This is a genomic window from Methylobacterium aquaticum (genome assembly GCF_001043915.1).
Taxonomy (GTDB): Bacteria; Pseudomonadota; Alphaproteobacteria; order Rhizobiales; family Beijerinckiaceae; genus Methylobacterium; species Methylobacterium aquaticum.
Window position 1 is genome coordinate 1 of sequence record NZ_LABX01000302.1, and the last position, 12,337, is coordinate 12,337.

Here is a 12,337-nt window from a genome sequence, read left to right on the forward strand (position 1 = left end):
TGCCGCCGTTGCCGGGGTTCACGCCGGTCGATCCAGCGCTGGGCGAGCCGCTGGTGGCTCGGGCCGATACTCCGGACACGTTGCGGGATGCCGCGGTGGCAGCCGGGGCGGAGTTGCTGCCGGATGGGAGGGCGCGGTATGCTCGCCGCGCGTTCGATCCCCTGGCGGCCGGGGGCGCGATCACCCCGATGGACTGGCGCACGGCAACGATCACACCAAAGGGGATCGACCTTGTTCGCCTGCACGTCGCCCGCTTCGGATCGGATCCGGCCAACGAGATCATGGTTTCGCGGCTAGGTCAGATCGCCTCCGGCCAACTGGAGGCGAGCGAGTACGATCTACGTTTTTACACGCACGAACTGCGCGAGCTGGAGCGCTATCGGGCGCTTGGCATTCCGGACACAGTGAACGCCGACCGGGATGTCTGGAACAACGCACATACCGCAACACTCGCTGATTACGGACTCTCCGATCGAGATTCCGGAGGGGATTATACTCTGTATCATCCCATCACATGGGAATAATGCGATTCTTGCATTAGGAGCACGCAATGAAACAAGATTACGACCCGCTCGATAACAATTTGGCAGAGGAATATTTTATAAGAACTCTTAATTTGATAATCGAAAAAAAATACCGCATCCCAACCTTGATTTCGATCGACATCATGACTGATCCAGGCGCTTTTTCTATTGATTATTCAATTTCTGATATTTCGCGACGATTACTGCTCGACGGATTGATTGAAAGCAAAATCATCGACGGTCGAGAAGTTTACAATTTAACAGATCTCGGTAGAAAATATATCGATAAACCAATATCTCAAAGTCTTAAGAAGTATCCACCATTTCATCGAATGAAATAGCATAAATTGATTATATTTATATAAATAATCATATTCCGAGATGTCGATTGGGCATCGGCGGCGTCCTTCCGGGTCGAGGTGCCGGGCTTCGCCCCAGCGGCCCCGATGCCGCCGTTGCCGGGGTTCATGCCGGTCGATCCAGGACAGATCGGGCCTCAAAGCTTCGCCAACGGCGCCGTCACGCGAGAGCAGGCCTTGGCAGAGGTCAGGGCTGATGCCGCCCGGGACGGCATCGAGATCATGACCGATGCCGATCCGGAGGTGAAGCGCTACATGGACGATGCCGCGCGCCGCGAAGGCATAGATCCCGATGCGCTCCATGCCCTCACCCTCGGCGACATGATCTTCGTGCGCGAGGCACGGCAGGACGATGTGCGAGTGTTGCGAGAGGAGCTCATTCACACGGCGCAGCAGCGAGGCATGGAGATCGGCGTCGACACGGATCCCCGTACCTCGTCCGAACTGGACGCTCGCGAGGAGCTTTTGAAGAACGCCGAACGCTGGGCCCTGACGCCAGAAGAAATCAACGAAATCCAGCAAGAAATCATTGAGATAAAATCGAGAGGGAAGTACGGATGGCAGAGAGTCTGAAGGACAAACTCTTGCGGCAGGAGCCCCTGCTCCCGCTCATCGAAGAAGCCATCGATCGCTACCGCCGTGGTAGTGAGGAACCAGTGCGCCATCCGATCGACGACCAGGCTTTCATCGTCGCGTTCGACGAAGCGCTGGCGACCCTCACAGTGACTCACAACGGGCGCGTGGTCTATCGTTCCCGTCATGCGAAGAGCGTCGATCACCAGCATCCTGTGCCGTGACCGCGGGGACATGACCTTGGCCGCTTGATCCCGACGCCGTGATGACCGGCCGTCTGACGGCCGAGCCGGGCCGCCGACTTTGGGAGCGATGCTGCCGGGATCGGAGGAGGGCTGGCCGCTCGATCCAGTCCGCCGGGGGGTCGCGCGCTGTCGATCGTGTCCTGCCTCCGGTTCCGGCTGCCGACGCGACCGATGCGCGAGAGTCGAACAGCTTTCGTCACACTGGCCGCGAGCATTCCGAGAGAGCTCCGCGAGACGGGAGCACGTCGAGCGGCCGTGTCCGCTGGCGCGACACGGACGGCCGCTAGGCCCATGACGCTGGACCTATGAGCGTCAGGCCTGCCCGGCGGCGTAGATCGCCCGGGCGGCGCGGTCGAAGAAGCGGTTCGGCAGGGCGGTGCCCGGCGAGACCCGCTTGGCGAGCGCGTCGGCCAGCCCGTGATCGGGCACGCGGGGGATGCCGAGCTCGGCCGCCGCCTCGATCATCACCTCGGCCGGGGCGCCCTTGGCCCGGCAGACGACGATCGGCACGCCGCCCTCGCCCGGCACGTAGCGCAGGCCGACCGCCACGCCGCGGCCGCGGATCAGGATGGTGGCCCGCTTGAGCCCGGTGCGCGGCAGCTGCGCGCCCTCCTGGCGGTGGCGGCGATGGGCACCGCGCACGTGCGGATCGCCCTCCTGCTCCTTGAACTCGCGCTTGAGCTCGCTCGCGCTCATCTTCATGTCGCGCAGGAACAGCCAGCGCTGGATCAGCACGTCGACCAGCCCGGCGGCCAGGAAGGCGCCGACCGCGATGCCGAGCAGGAGCTTGGCCTGGGTCCCGACCACGAAGTCGAGCGCCGACAACCCGCCCGCCGGCAGCAGCACGAGCGTGTTCCAGGTGCCCAGGAAGACGACGGACAGCGTCCCGCCGAGCAGCATCGCCTTGGCGAGCGTCTTGGCGAGCTCCACCAGCGCCTTGACGCCGAACATCCGCTTCAGGCCCTCGACCGGATTGAGGTGCTCGAGCTTCGGCTTGATCGGGTCGAGGGAGAAGACGATCCCGCGATTGGCCACGACGCTGCCGACGACGCCCGCCGCCGCCACCGCGCCGAGCAGCGGCAGGACGGTGCGCCCCGCGAGGCCGGCGAGGCTCGCCGCCACCTGCGGGGCGGCGACGCCGAAGGGGTCGTTCTGGAGCCGCTCGGCGTTGAGCAGCACCTCGCGCCACTGGTCGACGAGGCTGCCGGCGCGCGCCCACAGGAAGGCGGTGGCGGCGAGGAGCCCGAGCGCGCTGACGAGGTCGCGGCTCTTGGCGATCTGCCCCTTCCTGCGCGCGTCACGCAGCTTCTTCTGGCTCGGCGGGAGGGTTTTTTCCTCGCTCGAATCGCCGCTCATCGCAGGAACGGCCCGATCGCCCCGTCGACGCCGCGGATCGTGCCGATCTCGGCGCCCGCATAGTCGAACAGGTAGCCAGCATAGGCCATCATGAAGAGCACGACGGCGACGTTCTTCACCGTCGGCGCGAGGTCGTTGGCGTTGAGCTGGGGGGCGAAGCGGCCGATCAGCATGACGCAGAGGTCGAGGAGCAGCATCAGCACGATCACCGGCCCACCGACGAGCAGAGCCGTGCGCAGCACCCGGTCGACGAGACGGGCGAGCCCCATCATCGCGTCGAGGTCGGCGGCGGGCAGGAAGCGCTGGATCGGCCACAGCCCGTAGCTGCCGTAGAGGGTCTCCACCAGGGTGTTGAGGCCATCCGCGGCCACGAAGATCGTGATCCCCAACAGCCCGAGGAACAGCCCGAGGGCCGAGGCCTGCGACTTGGTCGTCGGATCGACCGGCGCGACCTCGTTCGAGATGCCGCGCTGGGTGTCGATCAGCTCGCCCACCGACTGGATCGCCCAGAACGGGATGCCGACCACGAAGCCGATCAGCACGCCGACGAACAGCTCCTTCAGGGCCACCAGGACGAGGCGCACGACCTGCACGTCGGCGCCGACCGGGGCCAGGCTCTGCTGGCTGTAGCCGAGGACCGGGAAGGCCAGGCCGAAGGCGAGGCCGAGCCGGATCAGCGTTCCCATCTCGGCGCGGGTGAAGACCGGCAGGATCAGGAGGATCCCCGCCGGCCGGGCCATGCCCAGGGACGCCGCGGTGACCCAGCGCATGGCCTCCGTGAACAGCGTGGTCAGGCTGGCGAGGGTGGCGGGGTCGGTCGCGCTCGCCATCGCGGCGGTCAGCCCGGGCTCGTGAGCGCGGGAAATTCCGTGAAGACCTGCTTGGCGCCCTCGATGAGCGGTGCCGAGAGCAGCGGCACGAACAGCGCCAGCACCGCCACCACGACGAGGAGCTTCACCGTCTGCGGCAGGGTCTGGTCCTGGATCTGGGTCGCGGCCTGGAGGATGCCGACGATGAGCCCGACGACCAGGGCCGCCGCGAGCGGCGGCAGGGTGAGCGTCATGAACTGCGCCAGGGCGTTCTTGACGTGCAGCAGGATGCCGGACTGGTCCATGGGGCGCCTCTGGGTGGCCTGCGTCTCGCCTCAGCCGGGAACCGCGTAGCTCAGCACGAGGCCGTGCATCAGCCGCGACCAGCCGTCGATGGCGATGAACAGGAACAGCTTGAAGGGAACCGAGATCACCGTGGGGGAGACCATCGACATGCCCATCGCCATCAGGATCGTCGTCACCACGAGGTCGATGACGATGAAGGGCAGGTAGAGCAGGAAGCCGATCTCGAAAGCCCGTTTCAGCTCCGAGATCAGGAACGAGGGCACGAGGATCTGCAGGTCGTCCGGCCCGGCGCTGCCGCGCGCGCCCTCCGGCCAGACCCGCTGCGTCGCGTCGAGGAAGAACTGGCGCTGCTCCGGGCTGGTGAAGCGCGAGAGATAGTCGCGCACCGGCTCCTGGGCGCGCCTTCCCGCCTTCAGCCAGTCGTCCACCGTCTGGTAGGTCAGCTGCGGGTCGGTGGCGCGCTGGAACACCTGCTCGGCGACTGGGGAGGAAATGTAGACGGTCAGGATCAGCGCCGCGCCGTAGAGCACGATGTTGGGCGGCACCTGCTGCGTGCCGAGGGCGTTGCGCACCAGGAACAGCACGATGGAAATCTTCATGAAGGCCGTCGTCGTCACCACGACGAAGGCCATCAGCCCGAGCCCGAGGGTGACGGCGACGAGGGCGAGGATGCCCGGCTGAACTTCGGCCATCGTCGCGATCAGTCCCGCCCGAACAGGCGCACCACGCGCACCCCGATCCGCTCGCCGACCTCCACGATCTCGCCCCGGCCGATCCGCACGCCGTTGGCGACGAGGTCGACGGGCTGTGCGGGATCGAGGCCGAGATCGAAGACGTGCCCCTCGCCGATGCCCTTCAGCTCGCCGAGGCCGAGCGTGCGGCGGCCGAGCTCGAAGGTCAGGGAGACGCCGACAGTGTCGAGCCCCGCCTCCGGCATCCCCGACCCCTCGACGGCCGCACCCGTGCCCGCCTGAACCTGCGTCATCGCCGCGTCCCCGCTCGCCGCCGCAGGATCTAACGCGGCCGGACCAAACGGCGTCCTTAGCGTCGATGTGTGACAATCCGTGCGCGCGACCGCGACGAGGCCGTCTCCAAGCACGACGCGGATCTCGCCGCTCGCGGGATGCCACAGGTCGGGCAGCACGGCGTCGCCGGGCTCAAGGCCCGCGAGTTGTCGCGCGGTCAGGCGGACATGGCCGGCGACGAACCGCAGCACGACCGGCAGGGCGGAGAGCACCGCGGCGCGCGGGGGCGCCGCCTCGATCAGGGCGAGCACCGCCGCGAGCCGGCGCGATCCCGGCGCGGCGGGCGACGGGGGCCCGAGATCGAGCTGCGCCCGGAAGGGCTCGCCGGTGAGGTGCCCCTCGACGAGCAGCGTCATGTGTCCGGAGGACGCCTCGGAGCTGGCCCTGACGGAGGCGACCGCGAGTGTCGTCCCGGTGATTCGCTCGGCGGCGGCGAGGAGCGGCGCCAGTGCCAGCTCGACCAACAGGGAGCCGGCGGGCTCCCCGGGCAGCCCCGGAAGGTCGTGCTGGATCGCCCGCGCCAGCCGGTCGAGGACCGTGCCGGGCAGGCGCAGGACGAGCCGCTCGCCGGCGGCGTCGAGGACGAGGTCGACCGCGCCTGCGACCGCCGGGACGGGATCGAGCCGGATGGCCCCGGGCGCGAGCCGCAGGGACAGCCCCTCGACCACGACCTCCACGGGCTCCCGCGGGCGGGCGAGCCGGTTGAGGAGGGCGGCGGTGGCGGTGCAGACGCGGGTGCGGGGCCGGTGGCGCGGCACCGCCGGCGCGTCGATGCGGGGCATCGCGTCGACGCGGGGCGTCGCGGACACGCTCATGCCGCGTCTCCCGGCCGGCCGAGCCGCATCAGGATCTCGTCCTCGGCCTCGCGCTCGTCGGCCCGCTCCGCGAGGGAGCGCCGGCGATCCAGGATCCGGCCGCGCGCGCGCTCCCACTTGCGGGTCTCGCGCCCGCGGCGCGCCAGGACGGCGAGGGCCGCGTCCTGCGCCGCCCGTGCGCCCGACGCCGCCTCGGCCTCGGCGGCGGCCTGCGCGCGGGCGGCCTCGACCGTCTCGCCGAGGGCCGCCAGGGCGGCGCGGCGCTCCTCCAGGGCGGCGAGCGGAATCGCGCCGCCCGCCGTCAGCCCGGCATAGACCGCCCGCTCACCCCTGGCCTGCGCGGCCTCGCGGTCCAGCACCTCCTGCCGGGCGCCGGCCTCCGCCGCCTCGGCGGCGCGGCGCCGCTCGGCTGCCGCGCGGGCGGCGCGGGCGGCGTCGGCCTCGCGGCGCTCGCGCAGGGCCGCGAGGCGGGCGAGGTCGGCGGGCCTCACGCGGCGAGCCGCTTCATCCATGCGATCGTCTCCTCGAAGGGGGTGGTCTCGGCTTCCGCCTGGCGCAGGAAGGCGCGCAGGTCGCCGATGCGGGCGATGGCCGCGTCGGTGAGCGGATCGGAGCCCGCCTTGTACTCGCCGACCTGCACCAGGAACTCGGCCTCGGCGTAGCGGGCGAGCAACTCGCGCCAGCGCGCGGCCGCCTTCAGGTGATCGGCGGCGGCGACCGCGGTCATCACGCGGGAGCGGCTGGTGAGCACGTCGACCGCCGGATAATGCCCCGACGCCGCGAGCGCGGGCGAGAGCACGATGTGGCCGTCGAGGATGCCGCGGGTCTCCTCGGCGATCGGGTCGCCGGCCCCGTCGCCCTCGACGAGGACGGTGTAGAAGGCGGTGATCGAGCCGCGCTCGCCGGGCCCGGCCCGCTCCATCAGGCCCGGCAGGCTGGCGAAGACGGAGGGCGGGAAGCCGCGCCGGGTCGGCGGCTCGCCCGCCGCCAGGCCGATCTCGCGCAGGGCCCGGGCGAAGCGGGTCACGGAATCCATCATCAGCACGACCCGCCGGCCGGCATCGCGGAACGCCTCGGCGATGGCGGTGGCGGCCTGCGCCGCCTGGACCCGCTCGACGGCCGACCGATCGGAGGTCGAGACCACCAGGACGCTGCGGGCCATGCCCTCGGGCCCGAGATGGCGCTCGACGAATTCGCGCACCTCGCGCCCGCGCTCGCCGATCAGGGCGATCACGCAGACATCCGCCTGCGCGCCCTTCACGATCTGCGCCAGCAGCGAGGACTTGCCGCCGCCGGGCTCGCCGTAGATGCCGAGGCGCTGGCCCTCGCCGACGGTGAGCAGGCCATCGATCACCCGCAGGCCGAGCGGCATCGGCCGGGCGACGAGCTGGCGCGTGAGCGGGTTCGGCGCCGGCCCGCGCAACGGGCGGGTCGGGGAGTCGTCGAGGCACGCGCCACCGTCGAGGGGCCGGCCCCGGCCGTCCAGGATGCGCCCGAGCAGGCTCTCGCCCACCGGCACCTCGACCATGCGCCCGGTCGGCACGACCTCGACCCGGCCCGACAGACCTTCGATGCCGCCGATCGGCGTCAGCAGGGCCGTCTCGCCCGCCAGGCCCACCACCTCGGCTTCCAGCGCGAGGCCGCCGCGCCCGTCCTCCAGCCGGCACAGCTCGCCGACCCGGACGCCCGGCACGACGGCGTGGATCATCGTGCCGACGGCGCGGGTGACGTGGCCGCGCAGGGGCCGCGTCTCGACCGCGCGCGCCGCCTCGCGCAGGCGCGGCAAGGCTTGTGCGAGGGGTGCTTGTGCGAGGACGCCCGCGGCTCCCCGCGGATCGGATGGTGCCGCGCTCACGACAGGCCCTCCCCGGCCGGAGTGCCGGCGGCCGCGAGGCCCGCCCGCAACGCCCGCAGCTGCGCCTCGATGCCGAGTTCCACGCTGCCGACGGCACTGCGCAGGCAGCATTCGCCGGGGCGGAGCATCGGGTCGGCCTCGATCCGCACGGCGCCCGCGTCGATGCCGTCGAGCCCGGCCCTGACCGTCTCCACGTCGCCCGGTGCGACGCGCAACGTCGCCTCCGCGTCGGGGCGCAGACGCCCGACGGCCTGGCGCACCGCGCGGACGAGGGCATCGCCCGGCTCGAACGCGCCGAGGATCTCGGCGACGAGGCCGTGGACGAGGGCGGGCAGCTCCCGTTCCAGCGCGGCGAGATAGGCGGTGGCGCGGGCGGCGGTCTCGGCGACGCGGCGTGCGCCCTCCTCCTCGCCCGCTCCCCGGCCCTCGGCCTGCGCCCGGGCGCGCTCGCGCTCGACGAGGTCGCGGGCCCAGGCGCGTGTCTCGACGGCGTGCCGGTGCGAGGCGGCGAGCCCGGCGCGGGCGTCGCTCCAGATGCCGATCTCGGCGGCGCGGACGATGGGTCCGGTCGGCCGCAGGCGCGGGGCGATCGGCTGGGCGCGTTCAGTCATCGGTGCTCCCCTCATCGGTGCTCTCCCGCATGTCGCGCTCCACCAGCGCCAGGATGTCGGCGGCGACCCCGGCGAGCGTCGGATCGATCGGGCGTCGCTCCGCGGGCGTGCCGGGCGGCAGCGCGAGCAGCACCGCTCGCCGCAGGGACTCCGGTTGACCGTCGAGCCACGCGCCGAGGCAAGCATGGCCGTCGTGCAGGATCGCGCCGGCGAGATCGCCGCCATCGTCCCGCAGGTCCATCCGCGCGCCATGGCGCAGGCCGAGGGCGTGGGCCTCACGCCCGATCGCCGCGATGAGCGCCGTCGCCGCCGGGCCGGACAGCACTGCCCGCAGCGCGCGGCCGTGCAGCACGGCGCCCGCGCGGCGTGCCGCCGCGTCGGGATCGGCGACGAGCCAGGCGTGACCGGCGTCGCCCGCCGCCCCGTCGCGGCCGAGCCGCGCATCGAGGCGCTCGCGCAGGCGCCCGCAGGCGAGGAGCCGCGCGACGACGGCGTCGGACAGGCGCGGATCGAGAGCGGCGCGCACGCGGTCGGGATGGACGGATCCGCTCATCGGCTCAGGCCGCCCGCTTGAGCGCGACGGCCGGGCGCTTGGCCGGGGGCGGCAGGGCGCCATCGGCCGGCTCCAGCCTCTCCAGGGCGCCGGGGACGGCCTCGCGGCTGTCCGCGCCGGCGCGGCGGCGGCGCATCACCCAGTACCCCGCCCCGGCGAGCGCGAGGGCGGCACCGGCGCCGCCGAGACCGGCCACGAGCGGACCCGGCCCTTCCATCCGGACCGCCTGGGGAGCCGATGCCTGGACCGGGGCAGCGGCCGCGAGGGAGCCGGCGCTCGGCGCACGGTCGACGGGCACGAACACCACCGAGACCTTCTCGTAGCTCAGGCCCTCGATGCTGTTGGCGACCAGCATCTTGATCTGGGGCAGCAGGGACTTGAGCGGCGCCCCCTGGTCGTGGCGGATGAAGACCGAGGCCGAGGACGGCGTCGCGTCCTGCTTCAACAGGTCGTTCTTCGGCAGCACGACGTGGATCCGCGCCGAGAGGACGCCGTCGATGCTGGAGATGGTCTTCGACAGCTCCTCGCTGAGCGCGTAGACGTAGCGTGCCCGCTCCTCGGTCGGCGAGGCGATCAGGCCGCCGCCCTTGAACACCTCGCCCATATTGGCGAAGCTCTGGCGCGGGTAGCCGCCGGCCTTCAGCGCCTCGACGGCCTGGGCGAAGCGCCCCTCCTCGACCTGCACGCTGATCGTGCCGTCCTTGGCGCCGGCGCGGCTCGCCGCGATGCCCTTGTCGAGCAGCAGGGCGACCATCTCGTTGGCCTCGCGCTCGGAGAGCTTGGTGTAGAGGTCGGTCTTGCAGGCACCGAGCCCGATCGCCAGGACCGTGATCAGCGCGACGGTCCGCAGGCGCCGCGGGCGCGGCGTCGGGACGTTCGGGCGGGGGTGCGGCCAGAGGATCGGCATGGGGATCTCCGTCTTTGCGCGTCGGGTCGGGCTCGGACGGTGCGTCAGCCCGAGGAGAGCAGCTTGTTGAGCGACCCGGTGAAACTGCCGGTGGTCTTGGTGACGAGCGAAACCTGCACGACCTGCCCGCTGACTTGCTCCAGCTGGCGCATCATCCCGTCGAAGCCGGGATTGCTGCTCTGGCCGGGCTGCGTGGTCGGGTGGCCGGCGATCTCGGGCCCGCGAGGGGCGTCCGGGCGCATCGGCGATTCGGCCGGACCGGGCTGGCGGGTGGCGACCTTGAGGGTCGGGCCGTCGGGCGCCGCGCCCGCCGGCCCGGGACGGCTGCGCCAGGCGACGTCGCCGCTCTGGACGCGGTCGAGGCCGTCGAGCACCCGGTGCCCGATCGAATCGCCCGACCCGCGCGGAGACGCCCGCACTTCCGCGGGAACCGGACGGGTCGGCGCGTCGGGGCCGCCCGCGCGCGGCTCGGCGGAGGCTTCGCGCACCGGCGGGGTCGAGGACGGGGCGGGGTTCTGCGCCGCGCCCGCGGCGTTGCCGAGCGCCGGACCGAAATCGACCGCCTCGGCGCCGCGGACGGGACCTGCCCCGCCGACGCCGCCCAGGCCGCTCGCAACCGCTTCCACTGCCATGGCCATTCCTCGAGACGCGCTGCCGGAGGGGTCGAGGGTCAGTCGCCCGTTCGACGACGGCGCCGCGATCCCCGGTGAAGACGATGCGAAGGCTAGCCGCCTGACCTGACGACCACCTGACCAGGGGCGCTCCCCCGCTGCCGGGCCCGGCCGGGACGGCCGGGGTTGTGCGCGCTACATCCGTCGCGCGCGAAGGCGGCAGTAGGAGGCGACCGGATGATGCTCTCGGCGATCTGGGGCGGGGTTTTGGCGGCGGGGCTCGGCTACGTCGTGTCCGGCTGGCCCGGCGCGCTCGTCGGCCTCGCCCTAGGCGCGCTGCTCACGCTGCTGCTGTTCGGGCCGGGACGGGAGGCCCTGTCGGGGGTCGGGCGCTGGCTCGACCGATGGACGATCTGACCGCCGCGTCTCCATGGTCACCTCCATGCGGGCGATGCGCGCGAGGAAGAGGCGCAGCAAGGCCCCGTCGACGGTGCACACGATCCCGAGCATCGCGAGGTTGAAGGCGGCGGGCTGCGGCAACAGGGCCGTTGCGGCAGCCGCCGCGAGACACACACCCGCATTGTGGGCGGCGTGCAGGGCGATGTTCCGCAGCAGCGGGCGGCTGCGATGGGAGAAGTAGGCGGCCGAGAGCATCGTCTGCACCGCCAGCGAACTCAACCCCCGAGGGTGGCGCGACATCTCCGGGATGCTGAGCCGAAGCTGACGATTGCGCGGCGCGACGCAGCCGGCCGTCAGCGCAGCGTCGCAAATCCTTCGTAAAGCGAAGGACGGCAAGGGAGAACCGGAATGCGCAGCAGGGTTCGAGACGGCGGGCGCGCCCGCCGCGCGCGGCTGACCGCTGCGGCCGCGGCGCTCGCGGCCCTGTCGATGCCCCTGGCCGCGGGGCGGATCGAGGCGGCATCGCTCAAGCTGCCGACGACGCCCTACCGCTACACCGTGATCGACCAGGACCTTCCCGCCGCCCTCCAGGAACTCGGCAGCAACCTCGCCGTGAAGGTCAATGTCAGCCCCGAGGTGAAGGGCCGGATCCAGGGCCGGATGCCCGAGGGCACCGCGCAGGAGTTCCTCGACCGGCTGGCCGCGACCTACAATCTCGAATGGTACTTCGACGGCAGCGTCCTCTCCATCACCTCGGCGCGCGAGAACCGCACCCAGCTGCTCGTGCTCAGCCCGATCCCCTTCGACCGGCTGAAAGGGGCCCTCGACGCGCTCGAGATCAGCGACCCGCGCTTCCCGATGCGGCCCGCGCCGGGCAAGGGCGTGGTGATGGTCTCGGGCCCGCCGCGCTACGTCGCCCTGGTGGAGCAGACCCTGGCCGGCCTCGTCGCCGAGGAACAGGCCCGGCCGAAGCCGGCCGCGGAGGCCGCCAAGGCACCCCTGCCGTCACCGCCCCCGAAGGTCACGACGCTCACGGTCTACCGCGGCGGTCAGATGACCGTGTTCCGCGACGGGCGCCCCGAACGGCTGATCGGCCCCGAGGCGGAGCCGCCGGCCCGCGGCGAGGCCGGCGCGGCGCCGGCTCCTGCGGTTTCCGTGCCCGGCAGCGCGGCGCCCGTGCGGCCCTGAGAGCCTTCTTGCTCCCATCCTGCTCCGATCGACGGACCTCGACCCGTCGCATCGTCCGCGCGCCGGCGCGCGGCGCCGGATTGTCGATGCCGCCGGAGCCGATCGAACAGGCCCTGAGATGGGCGAACTGTTCTTTCCGCACGAAATAATTCCCCGTCAGGTTCTCGAAAGCTCGCCTCCCTAGAGCGTTTTCCGTTCATG

General features: G+C 71.6%; 17 protein-coding genes. 6 read left to right on the plus strand and 11 right to left on the minus strand.

Going from position 1 to position 12,337, the window contains the following annotated elements; translation table 11 throughout:
- From VP06_RS37490 to VP06_RS30505, 4 genes are all read left to right on the plus strand, one after another.
- Positions 1 to 524 (plus strand): hypothetical protein (locus VP06_RS37490; protein ID WP_197093326.1); only part of this gene is annotated, 524 nt, incomplete at its 5' end.
- A gap of 26 nt (positions 525 to 550) precedes the next feature.
- Positions 551 to 865: a hypothetical protein gene (locus VP06_RS36840; RefSeq protein ID WP_156295855.1), complete on the plus strand. Its 315-nt coding sequence runs from the start codon at positions 551 to 553 to the stop codon at positions 863 to 865.
- Positions 866 to 970: 105 nt separating this feature from the next.
- Complete coding sequence (locus VP06_RS30500) at positions 971 to 1,456, plus strand: eCIS core domain-containing protein (RefSeq protein WP_048467575.1); 486 nt, start codon at positions 971 to 973, stop codon at positions 1,454 to 1,456.
- A complete protein-coding gene (locus tag VP06_RS30505) occupies positions 1,441 to 1,680 on the plus strand; it encodes a hypothetical protein (protein ID WP_156295856.1) in 240 nt (79 codons plus the stop codon). The genes VP06_RS30500 and VP06_RS30505 overlap by 16 nt, the downstream gene beginning before the upstream one ends.
- A 333-nt stretch (positions 1,681 to 2,013) precedes the next feature.
- Here the strand turns inward: VP06_RS30505 and VP06_RS30510 are convergent, their stop codons facing one another.
- From VP06_RS30510 to VP06_RS33955, 11 genes are all read right to left on the minus strand, one after another.
- Positions 2,014 to 3,057, minus strand: a complete 1,044-nt coding sequence (locus VP06_RS30510; RefSeq protein ID WP_048467577.1) for an EscU/YscU/HrcU family type III secretion system export apparatus switch protein — start codon at positions 3,055 to 3,057, stop codon at positions 2,014 to 2,016.
- A complete protein-coding gene (sctT, locus tag VP06_RS30515) occupies positions 3,054 to 3,887 on the minus strand; it encodes a type III secretion system export apparatus subunit SctT (protein WP_053082099.1) in 834 nt (277 codons plus the stop codon). The genes VP06_RS30510 and sctT overlap by 4 nt, the downstream gene beginning before the upstream one ends.
- A gap of 8 nt (positions 3,888 to 3,895) precedes the next feature.
- The gene (locus VP06_RS30520; RefSeq protein WP_048467578.1) at positions 3,896 to 4,171 is read right to left on the minus strand and encodes an EscS/YscS/HrcS family type III secretion system export apparatus protein; all 276 of its coding nucleotides are present in this window, start codon (positions 4,169 to 4,171) and stop codon (positions 3,896 to 3,898) included.
- Between the two features lie 30 nt (positions 4,172 to 4,201).
- Entirely contained in the window at positions 4,202 to 4,864 is a 663-nt protein-coding gene (gene sctR, locus VP06_RS30525) for a type III secretion system export apparatus subunit SctR (protein ID WP_048467579.1), read from the minus strand.
- 8 nt (positions 4,865 to 4,872) lie between these two features.
- The gene (gene sctQ / locus VP06_RS30530) at positions 4,873 to 6,012 is read right to left on the minus strand and encodes a type III secretion system cytoplasmic ring protein SctQ (protein ID WP_048467580.1); all 1,140 of its coding nucleotides are present in this window, start codon (positions 6,010 to 6,012) and stop codon (positions 4,873 to 4,875) included.
- The gene (locus VP06_RS38665) at positions 6,009 to 6,524 is read right to left on the minus strand and encodes a hypothetical protein (protein ID WP_053082100.1); all 516 of its coding nucleotides are present in this window, start codon (positions 6,522 to 6,524) and stop codon (positions 6,009 to 6,011) included. The genes sctQ and VP06_RS38665 overlap by 4 nt, the downstream gene beginning before the upstream one ends.
- On the minus strand, positions 6,500 to 7,798 hold the full coding sequence (gene sctN, locus VP06_RS30540; protein WP_245291379.1) for a type III secretion system ATPase SctN: 1,299 nt from the start codon (positions 7,796 to 7,798) through the stop codon (positions 6,500 to 6,502). Before sctN ends, VP06_RS38665 begins: the two co-directional genes overlap by 25 nt.
- 65 nt (positions 7,799 to 7,863) lie before the next feature.
- Positions 7,864 to 8,478: a type III secretion system stator protein SctL gene (gene sctL / locus VP06_RS37495; protein WP_048467582.1), complete on the minus strand. Its 615-nt coding sequence runs from the start codon at positions 8,476 to 8,478 to the stop codon at positions 7,864 to 7,866.
- Positions 8,471 to 9,031, minus strand: coding sequence for a hypothetical protein (locus VP06_RS37500; RefSeq protein ID WP_053082101.1), 561 nt, complete (start codon positions 9,029 to 9,031; stop codon positions 8,471 to 8,473). Before VP06_RS37500 ends, sctL begins: the two co-directional genes overlap by 8 nt.
- Before the next feature lie 4 nt (positions 9,032 to 9,035).
- A complete protein-coding gene (gene sctJ, locus VP06_RS30555) occupies positions 9,036 to 9,938 on the minus strand; it encodes a type III secretion system inner membrane ring lipoprotein SctJ (protein ID WP_048467584.1) in 903 nt (300 codons plus the stop codon).
- Between the two features lie 44 nt (positions 9,939 to 9,982).
- Positions 9,983 to 10,570, minus strand: coding sequence for a nodulation protein NolB (locus tag VP06_RS33955; protein ID WP_053082102.1), 588 nt, complete (start codon positions 10,568 to 10,570; stop codon positions 9,983 to 9,985).
- Positions 10,571 to 10,786: 216 nt separating this feature from the next.
- On the opposite strand from VP06_RS33955, the gene VP06_RS30565 reads away from it, so the two are divergent.
- Together VP06_RS30565 and VP06_RS30575 are read left to right on the plus strand one after the other, a co-directional pair.
- Positions 10,787 to 10,966, plus strand: coding sequence for a hypothetical protein (locus tag VP06_RS30565; protein WP_048467585.1), 180 nt, complete (start codon positions 10,787 to 10,789; stop codon positions 10,964 to 10,966).
- Between the two features lie 390 nt (positions 10,967 to 11,356).
- Complete coding sequence (locus tag VP06_RS30575) at positions 11,357 to 12,136, plus strand: secretin N-terminal domain-containing protein (protein WP_156295857.1); 780 nt, start codon at positions 11,357 to 11,359, stop codon at positions 12,134 to 12,136.
- Positions 12,137 to 12,337: the final 201 nt, after the last annotated feature.